At 54.6% G+C, this 16001-nt stretch carries 15 protein-coding genes, 1 tRNA gene and 1 pseudogene; 10 read left to right on the top strand and 7 right to left on the bottom strand.

What is annotated here, in order from left to right; all coding sequences use genetic code 11:
- Window positions 1-34: 34 nt before the first annotated feature.
- Together Q0O33_RS09065 and epsC are read right to left on the bottom strand one after the other, a co-directional pair.
- A complete protein-coding gene (locus tag Q0O33_RS09065; protein WP_295498571.1) occupies window positions 35-379 on the bottom strand; it encodes a DUF2794 domain-containing protein in 345 nt (114 codons plus the stop codon).
- Window positions 376-1098, bottom strand: coding sequence for a serine O-acetyltransferase EpsC (gene epsC / locus Q0O33_RS09060; RefSeq protein WP_295498567.1), 723 nt, complete (start codon window positions 1096-1098; stop codon window positions 376-378). The genes Q0O33_RS09065 and epsC overlap by 4 nt, the downstream gene beginning before the upstream one ends.
- 156 nt (window positions 1099-1254) lie before the next feature.
- Here epsC and Q0O33_RS09055 point away from each other — a divergent pair, with 156 nt between their 5' ends.
- Window positions 1255-2160 (top strand): hydrogen peroxide-inducible genes activator, encoded by a 906-nt coding sequence (locus Q0O33_RS09055; protein WP_295498564.1) that lies wholly within the window; start codon window positions 1255-1257, stop codon window positions 2158-2160.
- Window positions 2161-2176: 16 nt separating this feature from the next.
- Here Q0O33_RS09055 and Q0O33_RS09050 read toward each other — a convergent pair whose 3' ends face one another.
- The 3 genes from Q0O33_RS09050 to pgsA are packed head-to-tail and all read right to left on the bottom strand — an operon-like array spanning window position 2177 to window position 3442.
- The gene (locus tag Q0O33_RS09050) at window positions 2177-2617 is read right to left on the bottom strand and encodes a molybdenum cofactor biosynthesis protein MoaE (protein ID WP_295498561.1); all 441 of its coding nucleotides are present in this window, start codon (window positions 2615-2617) and stop codon (window positions 2177-2179) included.
- Window positions 2614-2865: a molybdopterin converting factor subunit 1 gene (moaD, locus tag Q0O33_RS09045; RefSeq protein ID WP_295498559.1), complete on the bottom strand. Its 252-nt coding sequence runs from the start codon at window positions 2863-2865 to the stop codon at window positions 2614-2616. The genes Q0O33_RS09050 and moaD overlap by 4 nt, the downstream gene beginning before the upstream one ends.
- Window positions 2866-2869: 4 nt before the next feature.
- Window positions 2870-3442, bottom strand: coding sequence for a CDP-diacylglycerol--glycerol-3-phosphate 3-phosphatidyltransferase (gene pgsA / locus Q0O33_RS09040; protein WP_295498555.1), 573 nt, complete (start codon window positions 3440-3442; stop codon window positions 2870-2872).
- Window positions 3443-3572: 130 nt separating this feature from the next.
- Here pgsA and Q0O33_RS09035 point away from each other — a divergent pair, with 130 nt between their 5' ends.
- Entirely contained in the window at window positions 3573-4865 is a 1293-nt protein-coding gene (locus Q0O33_RS09035) for an MFS transporter (protein WP_295498552.1), read from the top strand.
- A gap of 40 nt (window positions 4866-4905) precedes the next feature.
- Complete coding sequence (locus Q0O33_RS09030; RefSeq protein WP_295498549.1) at window positions 4906-5628, top strand: SDR family NAD(P)-dependent oxidoreductase; 723 nt, start codon at window positions 4906-4908, stop codon at window positions 5626-5628.
- A 71-nt stretch (window positions 5629-5699) separates the two neighbouring features.
- On the opposite strand, the gene Q0O33_RS09025 is transcribed toward Q0O33_RS09030, so the two are convergent.
- A tRNA-Leu gene (locus Q0O33_RS09025) sits at window positions 5700-5783 on the bottom strand.
- 90 nt (window positions 5784-5873) lie between these two features.
- Entirely contained in the window at window positions 5874-7283 is a 1410-nt protein-coding gene (locus Q0O33_RS09020; RefSeq protein WP_295498612.1) for a coniferyl aldehyde dehydrogenase, read from the bottom strand.
- A gap of 177 nt (window positions 7284-7460) precedes the next feature.
- Between Q0O33_RS09020 and Q0O33_RS09015 the strand changes: the two genes are divergently transcribed.
- The 7 genes and pseudogenes from Q0O33_RS09015 to Q0O33_RS08985 form a co-directional block, all read left to right on the top strand.
- A complete protein-coding gene (locus tag Q0O33_RS09015) occupies window positions 7461-9149 on the top strand; it encodes a class I adenylate-forming enzyme family protein (protein ID WP_295498609.1) in 1689 nt (562 codons plus the stop codon).
- Between the two features lie 82 nt (window positions 9150-9231).
- Window positions 9232-10419 carry an acetyl-CoA C-acyltransferase gene (locus Q0O33_RS09010; RefSeq protein ID WP_295498546.1) on the top strand — a complete coding sequence of 396 codons (1188 nt, stop codon included), beginning with the start codon at window positions 9232-9234 and terminating at the stop codon, window positions 10417-10419.
- A gap of 21 nt (window positions 10420-10440) precedes the next feature.
- Window positions 10441-11106 carry a DJ-1/PfpI family protein gene (locus Q0O33_RS09005; RefSeq protein ID WP_295498543.1) on the top strand — a complete coding sequence of 222 codons (666 nt, stop codon included), beginning with the start codon at window positions 10441-10443 and terminating at the stop codon, window positions 11104-11106.
- Between the two features lie 71 nt (window positions 11107-11177).
- The gene (locus Q0O33_RS09000; RefSeq protein ID WP_295498540.1) at window positions 11178-13370 is read left to right on the top strand and encodes a PQQ-dependent dehydrogenase, methanol/ethanol family; all 2193 of its coding nucleotides are present in this window, start codon (window positions 11178-11180) and stop codon (window positions 13368-13370) included.
- A 173-nt stretch (window positions 13371-13543) separates the two neighbouring features.
- Window positions 13544-13882, top strand: coding sequence for a P-II family nitrogen regulator (locus tag Q0O33_RS08995; protein ID WP_125231011.1), 339 nt, complete (start codon window positions 13544-13546; stop codon window positions 13880-13882).
- A 46-nt stretch (window positions 13883-13928) separates the two neighbouring features.
- Window positions 13929-15341: a type I glutamate--ammonia ligase gene (gene glnA / locus Q0O33_RS08990; protein WP_295498538.1), complete on the top strand. Its 1413-nt coding sequence runs from the start codon at window positions 13929-13931 to the stop codon at window positions 15339-15341.
- A gap of 397 nt (window positions 15342-15738) precedes the next feature.
- A pseudogene (locus Q0O33_RS08985) lies at window positions 15739-16001 on the top strand (xanthorhodopsin); the annotation flags it as partial.

Genomic DNA, 16001 nt, shown 5'->3' with positions numbered 1-16001 from the left:
TTTTTTGAAAAGCCCGGTCTTTGGCCGGGCTTTTTTATGCGTCGACCAGCTTCATAAGCTTGCGTTCAACAGGTGCTAGCACCGGCCCCAGATCATGGCCGCGTTTTAGGATTGCGCCGCCTTCGCCAACCAGGGCCCACATGCCTTGGCGGTTGCGTAAAGCGGGGCGTTTTTCGATGCGATATTCGGGGCGTTCGGTGGCGCGACGGAACATGCTGAACACAGCAGCGTCGCGGCCTAAGTCAATGGCATAATCCCGCCAGTTTCCCGCCGCAACCATCCGGCCATATAGGTTCAGGATTTGCGCCAGCTCATTCTTGTCAAAGCCGACCTGATTGTGGCGACTAACCCCGGGAAAGGGCGTGATGACCGCACTCAACTGACCTTGCGTCCTTTGGCTGGACGTGGCTTGGCAGGCGTAACGTTGGACGCCGCATCACGCTCCGCCATCAACTCGGCCACTTTCTTACGCAAGCTTTCAATCTCACATTGCATGATCTCAAGGCTTTGGGTCGCGGGATCAAACATTTCGCGGCAAGGCGTGCCGTAAGGCATGAAATCCCGCGCGTAGGTTTCGGCTTTTACCAAAGTCGAACGCGCTTTCTGGCCAATCATAGTCGCACCGGCGGGCACATCGTCTGTCACAACCGCAGCCGCCCCAATGCGTGCTCGTTCGCCAACCGTAATGGGTCCAAGAATCTGAGCGCCCGAACCGATGATGACATTATCCAATATCGTCGGATGCCGCTTTCCGCCGACACCCGTAGTCGGGTTTGTACCGCCAAGCGTGACATTTTGATACATGGTGACATTATCACCGATCTCCGCCGTTTCTCCAATAACACTAAAGCCATGGTCGAGGAAAAATTTACTGCCGATTTTCGCGCCGGGGTGAATATCGATACCCGTCAGGAAACGCGCAAAATGATTGACCAGCCGCGCCAGAAAAAACATCTGACCCAAAAACAACCAATGCGCCAGGCGATGATAGCCGACCGCCCAAACACCGGGATATAACAATATCTCCCACCGCGAACGCGCCGCCGGGTCTCGTTCTTTGATCGAGTCGAGATAATCGATGAGATTAGAAATAAACATAATGACACTTCTGGCTTTTGCCGAACCCGTTGATTGTGTCCAAGCTAAGACGTTCGGGTTAGTTTTTCCAGCAAAGGATGCAATTTTCCGATAATTATGTATATAAAAATTGGTAAAAACGATTATACGCTTCCCATTGATTAACGGGACCGATTTATGAGCACATATCTTCCAACGCTCAAACAGCTACAATATCTGGTCGCACTGCAAGAGCATGGCCATTTTGGAAAGGCCGCAGAGTCCTGTTTTGTAACGCAATCTACGCTCTCGGCAGGTATTCGCGAATTGGAATCTTTGCTTGGCCTGATGTTGGTTGAGCGCACGCGCCGCGTTGTGCGCTTCACGCCGCTTGGTAACAAGATGGTAGCCAAGGCGCACCGGATATTACGTGAAGCTGAGGAGCTTGCAGAAATGGCGCGTTCGGCGGGCACGCCACTGGCCGATGACCTGCGAATGAGTGTCATTCCAACCATCGCTCCGTTTTTACTGCCCAAATTATTGCCCGCATTGCGCAAGCAATATCCCGACCTGAAACTATATTTGCGCGAGGAAACCAGCGCCGCCGCAATCGATGCGTTGCATCATGGGCAGGTGGATTGTGTATTGCTGGCGCTGCCTTTTGCTGCCGGCGATATTGAAAAAGCGACGTTGTTTGATGACCGCTTGTTTGTGGCGTTTCCAAAGGACGACCCGCGCGATCCCCCCGAAAGCATCAAGCCCGAACTGATCGACGAAAGCCGCTTGCTGTTGCTGGTCGATGGCCATTGTCTGAAAGACCATGCTCTAGCCGCATGTAACCGCCCCGAAATGCGTGCCTTTGCAACGATGCTGGGGACATCGCTACATACGCTGGTGCAAATGGTCGACAATGGCCTTGGCCTGACCATCATCCCCGAAATGGCCGTTAAAGCAGGGTTATTGAACGGCACCGATGTGCAGGCACGGCCGTTAAACGCAGAATATGCGTCACGCGAAATTGCTTTGGTATGGCGCACCAACAGTCCGCGGCGAGAGGAATTTGAACTGCTGGCGGATGCACTGCGCGGTTTGCACGCAGGCTAGGATCAGACACTAAGCGTCAGGCCCAGCGCTCGGCGCGGGCGTCATCGCTCGCTTTGGCGTCAACCCATTTGGCACTGCCATCGGCATAATGCTCGCGCTTCCAAAAGGGTGCCTCGGTCTTCAACCGATCAATGAGGAACGCCGTTGCTTCCAATGCTTCCGCCCTGTGCAGCGAAGCGGCCCCGACAACGACCACAGGAGCCCCCACAGGCACAATTCCGACGCGGTGGGTAATAACGGCACCCAGTAATGACCATCGTGCTGTAGCGTCGTCTATGAGGCGATGGAGGCTTGCCTCGGTCATGCTGGGATAATGCTCCAATTCGATCGCGGCTACACCGCCATCATCGCGCACAATGCCGGTGAAACTGGCCAGCCCACCACCACCAAGATCCGCCAAGGCAGCCAAACCCGCGTCAGACTGAATTGCCGCGTTGCTAATCCGTACGATTTTCATCCGCCCGTCACCGGAGGGAAGATCGCCAATTCTTGCGCCGCACCGAGCAGAGTATCGCCTGTAACCATTTCTTGGTCCAACGCGAAACGCAGGCGGTCAAGATCATGTAATGCGCGGGCATGATCTTCGGAAAGCTCGGAAATCCTCGCCACCAGATCGCCTACTGTGCAAGCATCCTGTGGCACATGGCATTCTTCGGATGACAGCCCAATCGCCTCCCGCACACTTGCAAAATACACCAATTTCATGGCGTCAATCCATATGCTTAATGCCGACGCGTAGATAGTCCCAACCAGTAATCATCGTCAGCACCGCCGCTATCCACAATAACAGCAACGCCAGCTGCTTGAGCAAAATCCAATCCGGCAACGCCCCAGCCAAGATAATTCCACCAAGCGAGACCAATTGAAATGTCGTTTTCCATTTGGCGAGTTTGGACACTGGCACCGAAATCTGAAGCCCGGCAAGAAATTCGCGCAAGCCCGACACGATCATTTCGCGCAACAAGATGATCAAAGCGGCTATCACATGCCACCCCTCCACATCGCGCGTAAACACCAGCATCAGGATGACTGCCGCAATCATGATTTTGTCGGCAATGGGATCAAGAAAAACACCCAATTTGGACACTGTCCCCTGCGCGCGCGCCAGATAGCCGTCGAAATAATCGGTTATGCCCATCAAGCAATATAACACAAAAGCAAAAGCATAATCGAGCGGCATCGGTTGCACGCTCATCGGCTTTGTTCCTGGCCACAAAAGGAAAACTAAAATGGGCACGGCGAAAATTCGCGACAGGGTCAGAATATTGGGCAGGCTCAGCATACCGCATAGATAGCGTGCTGCGCGGACAAAATCACCTGACTATTTACCTGTCGAAAGAAATGCGCTTTGCCATGCTTCCAACCGGAGGCTAAGACACGGTATATCCTCTGCATGGGAAGCTTGTAAATTTATGGCCACAACGATGTCTTTGATGAACAAGCGCCGTTTTCTTCCGCTTTTCGTGACGCAATTTCTCAACGCCTTCAACGACAATTTCTACAAAATGGCGATGGTGATGCTGGTCACCTATGAGATTTATTCGGACCCCACGCGCGAAGCAAATTTCAACGCGATTGCAGGTGCTTTGTTCATCCTACCGTTCTTCTTGTTTTCCGCCTTGGCAGGGCAATTGGCGGACACGATTGAAAAAACCAAAGTCATCCGCACGGTTAAAACGGCCGAGATATTCATCATGCTTTTTGGGGCGGCGGGCATCTATTTGCAAAACATTCCGCTGATGCTCGCTGCCTTGTTCGCGATGGGCGTACATTCGACATTTTTTGGTCCCATCAAATATGCCATCCTGCCGCAACATCTGAAGAAAGATGAGGTACTGGGTGGCACTGGTCTTGTTGAAGCTGGTACCTATTTGGCCATATTGGGCGGTACGATTGCAGGTGGCATTATACCCGGCGACATTGCCGGCGTTGGTATCATCATTGTTGCCATCATTGGACGGGTGACCGCCCAGTCTGTTCCGGACGCTCCACCCGAAAACGACGCTACGACCGCGAAAATGGATTGGAATATTTTCCGCAGCAGCTGGCAGCTGGTGCGCGACACAATGCATATTCCCCATCTTTTCATGGCAATCATGGCCATCAGTTTTTTCTGGGGTATTGGCGCCGTATTGGGATCGATCTTCCCGCCTATGGTTAAGAATGCCATTGGCGGCGACAACACCGTCGCAACCCTGTTCACAGCGTTTTTCTCGATTGGTATCGCCATTGGATCGATTGCAATAAATCGCCTCCTCAAAGGAACCGTCTCAGCAAAATATGCCCCCGCTTCGGTGATTGTAATGGGGCTTTTCGTTCTCGATCTATGGTGGACCGTCAGTCATTGGGGTCCGGTGGGTAAAGAGTTGATGAACTGGTATGATTTCCTGATGCTTGGTAAAGGCGAGCGGATGATTGTCGATTTGCTGGGCATCTCCATTGCCGGCGGGATGTTCGTGGTCCCGCTTTATGCGTTTCTGACCACCACCGTTGCAAAGTCGCAAACCGCCCGGACCATTGCTGCCAACAATATTGTTAACTCCGGCGCTATGGTCATTGGCGCTATCATTTACAGCCTGCTCGTAAGCGCGGGTTTTAGCATTGCCGACACTTTGTTCATGATTGCAGCAGCCTGTTTGATATCTGCTTGGATCGCTTGGCGGCTACATAAAGCGAGCGACATTGTCGCGCTGCAGGTCACGTGATGAGACCGATAAGCGCAACAAAAGGCTGGGAAACCATAGCATGAAAATCACAGGCAAAACCGCATTGGTGACGGGCGGAACAGACGGCATTGGTCTGGAAATCGCGCGTCAGTTGAGGACAAAAGGCGCAAGCGTGATTGTATGCAGCCGTCGCGAGGACGCGCTGGCATCCGCGCGGGCGGAAGGTCTTGAGGCCATGCAAGCGGATCTGTCCACCGCCGCTGGCTGTGCGACGCTTGCCGCTGCTTTGGCGGACAGGCCGATCGACATGCTCATCAATAATGCCGGAATGAGCGGAAATTTCGGTCCCGGTGAGCCGCTTGACTTGGCGCTGACCGATCAGGCCATATTCCTGAACCTCAACGCACCATTGCATCTGATCGGTCACTTCCTACCGAGTTTGACACAACGGCAAGAGGCGGTGATAGTCAATGTCACCTCGGGCCTGGCCATTGCACCACGCGCTGGCGGCCCTGTCTATTGCGCCACTAAGGCGGGCTTGCGCAGTTTCACCCAATCGCTGCGGCACAATTTGCGCGGCACCAATGTCCATGTCATTGAGGCGCTGCCGCCCGTTGTCGACACCGCAATGACGCGTGGCCGGATCAACGGCAACAAAATCTCCGCCAAACAATGTGCAGCTGAAATCATTGATGCCATTGCGACCAACGCCCCGGAAGCCAATGTCGGCATGGTAAAGATTCTGCGGATGATTTATTCAATCTCGCCAGCGCTTGTGCGGCGGATCATGATCAAATTCTAAGAGTGCAGTCGAACCGAAGCCGTTAGTTTCCTGTTCGGGAAAACCGGAATCTGCAATGCTTGGAAAATAAGTGGTGCCCCAGGCCCGACTCGAACGGGCACTCCTTTCGGAACAGGATTTTGAATCCAGCGCGTCTACCATTCCACCACTGGGGCACATCTTTGCCGAGCGAACCCGATAAAGCGAAGGCCCCTCTAACCGAGCCTCCATTATGATGCAAGTGCATCCTTATCTCTTCACTTACCCTATTTCTTAAGCTCTTTTGCGAGTGTCTTAAGCGTAGCCTTGCCATAAGGAGCCTTGAAGCCACCCATGCCTGCAACATCGACGCCGGTCTGGCGATAGACGGCACGCATATGGCTGAACGTCTTGAACCCATCGGCGCCATGATAATTGCCCATGCCCGATGGCCCAATGCCGCCAAAGGGCAGGTCTTCCATCGCATTGTGGAAGACCACATCGTTCACAGTAACTCCGCCGGATACAGTCCGCGTCAGTACGCGTTCCTCCTCGGCCTTGTCCGATCCGAAATAATAGAGGCCAAGTGGTCGGTCATGCGCGTTCACATAATCAATGGCTTCATCCACCGATGAATACGTCATCACGGGCAGGACGGGGCCGAAGATTTCTTCCTGCATCACCTTCATATCGTCGGTGACCTTGCGCACGATGGTCAGCGGCATTTTGTTGCCGTTGGACGTGGCAAATTCCTCATTGGCTGGGTTAATCTCAATCAACTCCGCGCCCTTTTCGCGCGCATCGTCGAGATAGCTTTGCAACCGTTCATAATTGCGGCCGTTCACGACCGAGGTGTAATCGTCATTGTGCAGCAATTTTGGATATTGCGCGGTGACGCCAGCCTTCACAGCCTCAATCACATCATGCTCCTGATCGCTCGGCACCAACAGATAATCCGGCGCGAGGCAGATTTGGCCAGCGTTCATCATCTTGCCCAATGCGATCCGTTCGCCTGCTTTTTTCTTGTCCGCGCTGCGGCCGACGATGGTCGGCGACTTGCCGCCAAGTTCCAACGTGACAGGCACCAGATTGTCGGCGGCAGCGCGCATGATATGTTTGCCGACGCTCGTCGCACCAGTGAAGATCATATGGTCAAAGGCCAGCTTGGAAAAGGCCATACCGACGTCAGCGCCGCCTGTGAAAACCGCCATTTCCTCTTGAGCGAAATATTTGGGCACAAGTTCTTCAAACAAGGCCGACACCCGCTCTGTAAATTCAGATGGCTTTATCATGGCGCGGTTACCGGCGGCGAGGATGCCCGCCATTGGCACCATCACCATGCCGACAGGGAAATTCCAAGGCGCAACGACACCGACCACACCCTTGGGCTGGAACACGACCTCTGCCTTGGCCCCGATAAGGCCCAACGGAAAGGTGGGTTTGCGCTTCTCGCCCTTGGCCCAGCTCTCAAAATGCTTCTTGGCATGTTTCATCGCGCTAACAGAGGGCATGATATCGGTCAGCAGCGTCTGTTCACGGCTGCGATGGCCGAAATCTGCCGAGACGGCCTTTGCAAAATCTTCGGCATGGTCGATCAGCAACGCAATCGCGCGGTCTATGCGGTCGCGGCGCACCGACATGGCCTCAGGCATGGCGGCGGTAAACGCGGCGCGCTGTTTTGCGAGCACATTCTGCATATTTGCGGTCAATTTCTCTCTCCCTTTATCAATTGATCAATTGCTAGCGCGAAGCGTTGCACATTGAAACCATTTTGGCGTATCGACATGGCGGACACGCGCAAAGCGTGGCGACGGAATGGAGAGACCATAATCGAGCCAGGTAAAGATTGGACGCCACCTGCCGGTTGGCCCGTGATGACCCGTGATCAGGTAAAGGCTGCCTTGTGTGCGCCGGGCATGCCATTTGAAATGGAAACTGCCATGATTGAAGGCGTGCCAACGCGCGTCTGGAAAAACGCGTTGCCCAATCTCGCCGTGCTGGCCGGACATGCCAAAGCGGCATTCGGTGACCGCGAATTTGTGGTGTATGAAGATGAGCGCGTTACATACGACGCGTGGTACCGCGCCGTAGCGTCATTGGCGCAGACGCTAAAAGAATGCGGCATTAAAAAGGGCGACCGCGTCGGCCTTGCAATGCGTAACTTACCCGAATGGCCGGTCGCCTTTTTCGCCGCCGCCGCAACGGGCGCGATTGTTGTACCTTTGAACGCATGGTGGACGGGCGAAGAGCTGGCCTTCGGCATGGCCGATTCGGGCGCAGCCGTTTTGATCTGCGATGCAGAACGCTGGGACCGGATTGCGCCGTACAATGCCGAAATGCCCGCGCTGCAACATGTGATGGTTACGCGTGGCGGTAGGGCGGCGATGACAGAACCCGCTATTCCGCTCGAAAATGTGATTGGCGAACCAAAAAGCTATTCTGATTTGCCAGACCTGCCCTTGCCGGACGTCGCAATAGCGCCTGACGATGCTGTCACTATTTTCTACACCAGCGGCACAACCGGCAAACCCAAAGGCGCATTGGGATCACATCGCAATTTGCTCACCAATGGCCTTTCTAGTGCCTATTCGGGCGCGGCGACGGTGCTGCGTCGGGGCGATTCTTTGCCTGAGCCAAGCATTCGGGCTTCCTTGCTTGTGATCCCGATGTTCCACGTCACCGCCTGTTCAGCATCGATGATCCCCACCATTCAGGCTGGCCACAAAATCATATTATTGCACAAATGGGATACCGTGAAGGCATTCGAGATTATTGAGCGCGAAAAGGTCAATGCTACAGGTGGCGTGCCGTTTATCGCGTGGCAGTTGATCGAGCATCCCGATCGCGAAAAATATGATCTCAGTTCCATAGACGCGATCAGCTATGGCGGCGCACCATCTGCGCCGGAATTGGTGCGCAAGATTCACGAAATATTCGGCGCTTTGCCCGGCAATGGCTGGGGCATGACCGAAACCATGGCGACCGTAACTTCACACTTGGCCGAAGATTATCTCAACCGTCCGGATAGCTGCGGTCCGGCGGTCGCGGTATCCGACCTGAAGATCATGTCCGAGGATGGCATCACAGAATTGCCCGTTGGTGAAGTAGGCGAATTATGGGCACGCGGCCCGCAAATCGTTAAAGGCTATTGGAACCGCCCCGACGCCACCGCCGAAACATTCGTCAATGGCTGGGTACGTACAGGCGACCTTGCGCGCTTAGATGAAGAAGGTTTCTGCTTCATTGTTGACCGCGCAAAGGACATGATCATTCGCGGTGGCGAGAATATCTATTCCTCGGAAGTTGAAAACATTCTCTACGAACATCCTGCAGTTACCGACGCTGCTTTGGTGGGCATACCGCATCAAACCTTAGGCGAAGAACCCGCAGCCGTCGTGCATTTAGCACCCGGCATGACCGCTACGGAGGAGGAGCTTCGACATTATGTCAGCGAACGTCTGGCGAAGTTCAAGGTGCCGGTAAAAATCATCTTCACGCAGGATACTTTGCCACGCAACGCCAATGGCAAGATCCTGAAACGCGATTTAAAGGCGCTGTTCTAAGCGGGCAAGCGGGGTGATTCACATTTGTTTTTGATGACCCGGCGGCCTATAAGACGCCAAATCGAAACCAAAGGAATCTCCCATGCGCAACGCCGATCCCGTCGTAATCTTGTCCTACGCCCGTACGCCCATGGGCGCGATGCAGGGAGCATTGGCCGAAGTTTCCGCAACCGACCTTGGCGCGACCGCAGTGAAGGCCGCGGTGGAACGCGCGGGCATCGATGGCGCGATGATTGAGCGCATCTACATGGGCTGCGTCCTTCCCGCTGGCTTGGGCCAAGCGCCCGCCCGTCAAGCCGCGATCAAGGCTGACTTGCCCAAATCGGTGCAAGCAACAACGGTGAACAAAGTATGCGGATCAGGTATGCAAACCGTTATCATGGGCAGCGAGGCGCTCGCCGCCGGGTCGGTCGATTATGTCATTGCGGGCGGCATGGAAAGCATGACCAATGCGCCTTATTTGCTGAAAAAGCATCGCAGCGGCGCGCGCATCGGCCATGACACGGCCTATGACCATATGTTCTTGGATGGCTTGGAAGACGCATATGAGCCTGGCCGCGCCATGGGCACATTCGCGCAAGACACCGCCAATGCGTATCAACTGACGCGCGAGGCGCAGGATGCCTACGCGATTGAATCGCTCCGCCGCGCGCAAAAGGCCATTGCCGATGGTGCGTTCAAGCAGGAAATCGTCGCCGTGACCGTTGCCACACGCAAAGGCGACGTCATTGTCGATACCGACGAACAACCCGGCAAGGGTATGCCCGACAAAATTCCAACGCTGAAAGCGGCCTTTGCCAAGGACGGCACTATTACGGCGGCAACCAGCTCATCGATCTCCGATGGCGCGGCAGCGCTTGTCCTCACGCGTCAGTCGGTCGCCGATGCCAACGGGCAAACACCCGTTGCCCGCATTGTGGCCCATGCCGCGCATGCGCAGGAACCTTCAGCATTCACCACCGCCCCTGTCGGCGCGATCAGCAGATGCTTGGAAAAGGCCGGTTGGACCATCGATGATGTCGACCTGTTTGAAGTGAATGAGGCCTTTGCCTGCGTCGCTATGTTCGCGATGCACGATCTTGGCATATCGCATGATAAGGTGAACGTGCATGGCGGCGCGACCGCGCTTGGCCATCCCATTGGCGCGTCAGGCGCGCGGATCATTACAACCTTAGTTGCGGCGCTACAGCGCCATGGCAAGACACGCGGCATCGCCTCCTTGTGCATTGGCGGCGGGGAAGCGACCGCGCTTGCGATTGAGCTGATCTAAACGGCTACCACGCGGGGCTATATGCATATCGTTTTCGTCCTGTTCGACAATGTAACGCAGCTCGATTTCACTGGGCCCGTGCAGTTTTTGTCCCGCCTGCCCGGCGCGCAGGTGCACGTCGTTACCAAAGACGGCAAAGCGGTCACGACCGACTGCGGTTTTTCAATCCTGCCGCGCTCCAGCTTTGCCGATTGTCCGCAAGCCGACATATTATGCGTACCCGGCGGCCATGGCGTCCGCGATGCGATTGCAGATACCGCCATTGTCGATTTTGTACGGCAACAAGCCAAGGGTGCCGATTATATCACCAGCGTGTGTACTGGCGCGTTCATCCTGGGCGCGGCAGGGTTGCTCCAAGGCAAAAAGGCAACGTGCCATTGGGCCTATACACAGTTGCTTCCCCTGTTCGGCGCAACGCACGTGCCAGCGCGAGTCGTGCATGATGGCAATCTGATAACCGCCGGTGGCGTCACCTCAGGCATTGATTTTGCGCTTAACCTTATTGCTACAATTGCTAGCGAAGATGTTGCAAGGACCATCCAATTGGCACTCGAATATGATCCCGCCCCTCCCTTCGGCGGCGGTTCGCTTGAAAGTTCCTCAAATGAAACGGTCGAAAATCTGCGCGCGCGCGTTTACGACAAGGCTGCTTCCGAAATGAAAATGGCCATTCAACATATAATTTAATCCGCCGATTAAATTCATACTGGACGTGCGCGCGGCATCGGCATAGCCTCTCCTCTCGGGGGAGAGATAATATGACAAAAAAGCTTTTGGCCGCTGCTGCATTGTTAAGCGCGACATTGGTATTGGGTTCGTGCCAAAAATCGGCAATGGACTCGGACAATCCAGCCTTCGCAGCGATTGACGGTGATTACTTGAAAACCGGGGGTGACGGCGCCAATTGGGCGATGACCGGTTTCAATTATGATGAACAACGGCACAGCCCGTCGACGCTGATTAACGACAGCAATGTGCAAAATTTAGGCATCGCTTGGTTTGCCGACCTACCAGATGCGCGCGGGCAAGAAGCAACGCCAGTGGTGGTCGATGGCAAGATGTTTGTCTCCACCGCTTGGTCAAAGGTTTTTGCCTATGATGCCAAAACCGGAAAGCCATTGTGGAGCTTCGACCCCGAAGTCGACAAAGCGCGCGGCGTCAAAGCCTGCTGCGACGTTGTCAACCGCGGGGTCGCTTTCTGGAAGGGCAGCGTTTTTGTCGGCACCATCGATGGTCGCCTGATTTCTCTCAATGCGAGCTCCGGAAAGCAGAATTGGAGCGCGCAGACGCTTGATCTCGAATCGAACGGCACCATCACGGGCGTCCCGCGTGTGGTGAAAGACAAGGTTGTTATCGGCTTTGGTGGCGCGGAATTTGGCGCACGCGGTTATGTCACCGCTTATGATGCGGCGACCGGAAAGCAGGCATGGCGTTTCTACACCACGCCAAATCCTAAAGGCGAACCGGACAACGCTGCCAGCGACAAAATCCTCAAAACCGCAGCAACCAAAACCTGGAGCGGGAAACCCAAAAAGGGTGACTGGCGTGAAAGCGGGGGCGGCGGGACCGTGTGGGACGCGATTGTCTATGATGCGGAACTCGATCAGCTGTATCTCGGCGTTGGCAATGGCAACCCGTGGAACCATGGTATTCGTTCAAATGGTGAAGGCGACAATTTGTTCCTCTCCTCCATTGTCGCGCTGAAACCCGATACTGGCGAATATGTCTGGCATTATCAGGAAACCCCTGCCGAAAGCTGGGACTATACCGCCACGCAGCCGATCATCTTGACCACCGAGAAGCGTGGCGGCAAAGAACGCAAAGTTCTTTACCACGCACCCAAAAACGGATTTTTCTTCACGATAGATCGGTTGAATGGCAAATTATTGTCCGCAAACCCGTTTATTGACGGCATTACATGGGCGACCGGGTACGATCTGAAAACCGGGCGTCCGATTGAAAACCCGGAAGCGCGGTACGAGAAAACCGGTAAGCTATATCTGGCCAACCCGTCCGCACTTGGTGCGCATAATTGGCACCCGATGAGCTTCAACCCGGCAACGGGCCTGGTCTATATTCCAGCCATGTATATCGGCGGCGCGTATCTCCCGCCAATGGCACCAAATGAGATGGAGCGTAAAAAGCTTGGCTTTAACGTCGGCGGCACGATGGCGACGGCGGACCTCCCGGATGATGTCAACTTCGTAAAGGCGGTGAAGGCCGCCACGACTGGCAAATTGGTGGCGTTTGATCCCAAGACGGGCAAAGCCAAATGGACCGTTAACCATCCTGCATCATGGAATGGCGGCACCATGACCACTGCCGGCAATCTGGTGTTCCAAGGTACCGCAATGGGCGAATTCCGAGCTTATGCGGCGGATACGGGCAAGCAATTGCTAAACATCAATGTTCAGTCAGGCGTGCTCTCTGGCGCGTCCACCTACACCGTGGATGGCGAACAATATGTGGCGTTCCTGACGAGCAAGGGCGGCGCTTTTCCCTTGGTGTCGGGCTATGCAGGGGCAACGAGTGCCGCCGTGCCGAACCTGCCGCGCTTGATCGTGCTTAAATTGGGCGGCAAAATCGCTTTACCCGCCTTACCGGAAACCCCGCCTTATGTGTGGAAGCCGACCAAGCAATTCGGCACGCCAGCCGATATCGCGGCAGGCGGATCAAACTATCAACGTTATTGCCTCGTCTGCCACGGCCCCGGCGCGGTTGGCAACGGCGTGCTGCCTGACTTACGCAAATCCGGCACGATTGCCGATGCGGCAGCATGGAAATCTGTTGTGATCGACGGCATCTTAAAAAGCAACGGCATGGTTAGCTTTAGCAGCGTGCTCAGCCCAAAAGAGGCAGAACAAATGCGCGCTTATGTGGTCAGCCGAGCGCATTATGCCAAGGCCAATGACGCGGCTTTGAGCGGAGGTGCAAAAAGGGCGGCTAAGTAAAATCTGCTGCCCATGAATCTGGCATCTGCCTAAAATTTAGGCAGATGCCATTGCCACAATCACCTAAAAGGCCGCCGTTTGTGCGCCACCCGATCTGGCACGATACTTGATAGGATAATCCCATCATCCGTGCGCGCGGAGCCTATGCCTCGAGCGTTATACAAGGAAATGCCATGAAAAAGATCGAAGCGATCATTAAGCCGTTCAAGCTGGACGAAGTGAAAGAGGCGCTGCACGAAGTTGGCGTATCGGGCATCACCGTGACCGAAGCCAAAGGCTTTGGCCGGCAGAAGGGCCATACCGAATTATATCGCGGCGCTGAATATGTCGTCGACTTCTTGCCCAAGGTAAAGCTTGAGGTTGTCGTCGAAGATGGCCTTGCCGACCGCGTTGTTGAGGCGATTGCCGCTGCCGCGCAAACTGGCCGCATTGGCGATGGCAAGATTTTCGTTATCCCAGTTGAGACCGCGTTGCGAATCCGCACCGGCGAACGCGATAATGATGCCGTCTAAAAAATCCAAATCACCTAAAAAAGACAAGCGAAAGAAGGAACGCATTATGGGCACTTCAGCCAAAGACATCATCAAGCGCATCAAGGATGAAGAAATCGAATGGGTCGATGTGCGCTTCACCGATCCCAAGGGCAAATGGCAGCATTTGACGATGTGCGCGGGCGTCATTGGCGAAGATGAGCTGGAAGACGGCCTGATGTTCGACGGCTCGTCGATCGAGGGCTGGAAAGCGATCAATGAATCCGACATGATCCTAAAGCCTGATCTGGACGCAGTGTATGTTGACCCATTCTCGGCAACGCCGATGATGATTATCTTCTGTGACATTGTGGAGCCATCGACCGGCGAGCTGTACAGCCGTGACCCGCGTTCGACGGCCAAGCGCGCCGAAGCCTATCTGAAAACCACGGGCATCGGCGACACCGTCTATGTAGGTCCAGAAGCCGAATTCTTCATGTTTGACGATGTGCGTTTCGAAAACAGCTACAACACATCTTATTACAAGATTGATGATATCGAACTGCCAACCAACAGCGGCACCAAATATGAAAGCGGTAATATGGGCCACCGCCCTCGTGCCAAAGGCGGTTATTTCCCCGTCGCGCCCGTCGACAGCGCAATGGATATCCGCGGTGAAATGGTTGCGACCATGTTGGAAATGGGCCTGCCATGCGACAAGCATCACCATGAAGTGGCCGCAGCCCAGCATGAACTTGGCCTGACTTTCGGTACGCTGACGCAGACCGCTGACCGTATGCAGATCTACAAATATGTCGTGCATCAGGTAGCGCATGCTTATGGCAAGACCGCGACGTTCATGCCTAAGCCTATCAAGGAAGATAATGGTTCGGGCATGCACACCCATTTGTCGATCTGGGAAGGCAAGACACCGCTCTTCGCGGGCGATGGTTATGCTGGCCTGTCGGAAATGTGCCTGTTTTTCATTGGCGGCATCATCAAGCATGCTAAGGCAATTAACGCTTTCTCCAACCCGACCACCAACAGCTACAAGCGCCTGGTTCCCGGCTACGAGGCGCCTGTGTTGCTTGCATATTCAGCGCGCAACCGTTCGGCCTCTTGCCGAATCCCTTATGGCGCAGGTGCCAAGGCAAAGCGCGTTGAAGTCCGCTTCCCCGACGCAATGGCCAACCCATATCTGTGCTACGCTGCTTTGTTCATGGCTGGCCTCGATGGTATTCAGAACAAGATCCATCCAGGCGAAGCCATGGACAAAAATCTTTACGATCTGCCTCCCGCAGAACTCGCACAAGTCCCAACCGTTGCCGGCTCACTCCGCGAGGCACTCGATGCACTGGCCGCTGATCACGACTTCTTGTTGAAGGGTGACGTGTTCTCCAAGGACCAGATTGAAAGCTATATCGAACTTAAGATGGAAGATGTCGCCCGTTGGGAAATGACGCCAAGCCCCGTCGAGTTCGACATGTATTATAGCTACTGATCCTAACGCATCGGATCAGTGCTAAAGGCTCGGCGGTTGGGGGACTGCCGGGCCTTATTTTTGCAGACCGCGACCGTTGGTGCCATAGGCTTTGGCCGGCTAAAGACCCGCTTCGATGGCTATACCGATCGTATCTGCGTTAGTGGTTGCACCTAACCGGTCGATAAGCAGGACGCGGTGCGGGAGCTCTCGTGCGTCATTGGGCGTTGGCTGTGCGAGCGACTTGCGAGCCGACAAAGATGCATTGCAGCACCCCTTTTTCTCTCGTCACTGGCCCACCATTTAAAGCAATATAGGGGAAAAAACTTTATAAAGGATGGGTTGACACATCAAACGCTTAGGTTAAAATCTACGCTCCCGACACCCTTAGAGGTGTCAACTAAAGGGGGAGAGAAACGTGGAAAATCTTACTTTTGGCCAATATTCATTGGTCTATAATGCATTCTCATTTACATTTGCCACTATGGCAGCAGCAACGCTGTTTTTGTGGTTAAGTCGCTCGCAAGTGGCCCCAGCCTACAAGACTGCGCTTACCATTTCCGGCTTGGTTACTGCCATTGCCGCTTATCACTATTTCCGTATTTTCGAAAGCTGGGAAGGTGCATATACCGTTGAAGGCGGCGTAGTCGCCGCAAGCGGTTATGCATTTAACGATGCTTA

Origin of the sequence: Sphingorhabdus sp. EL138 (assembly GCF_945862485.1) — a bacterium.
GTDB lineage: Bacteria > Pseudomonadota > Alphaproteobacteria > Sphingomonadales > Sphingomonadaceae > Sphingorhabdus_B.
The sequence above is the reverse complement of the archived record's forward strand: the minus strand, read 5'-3'. Positions and strand labels throughout refer to the sequence as shown.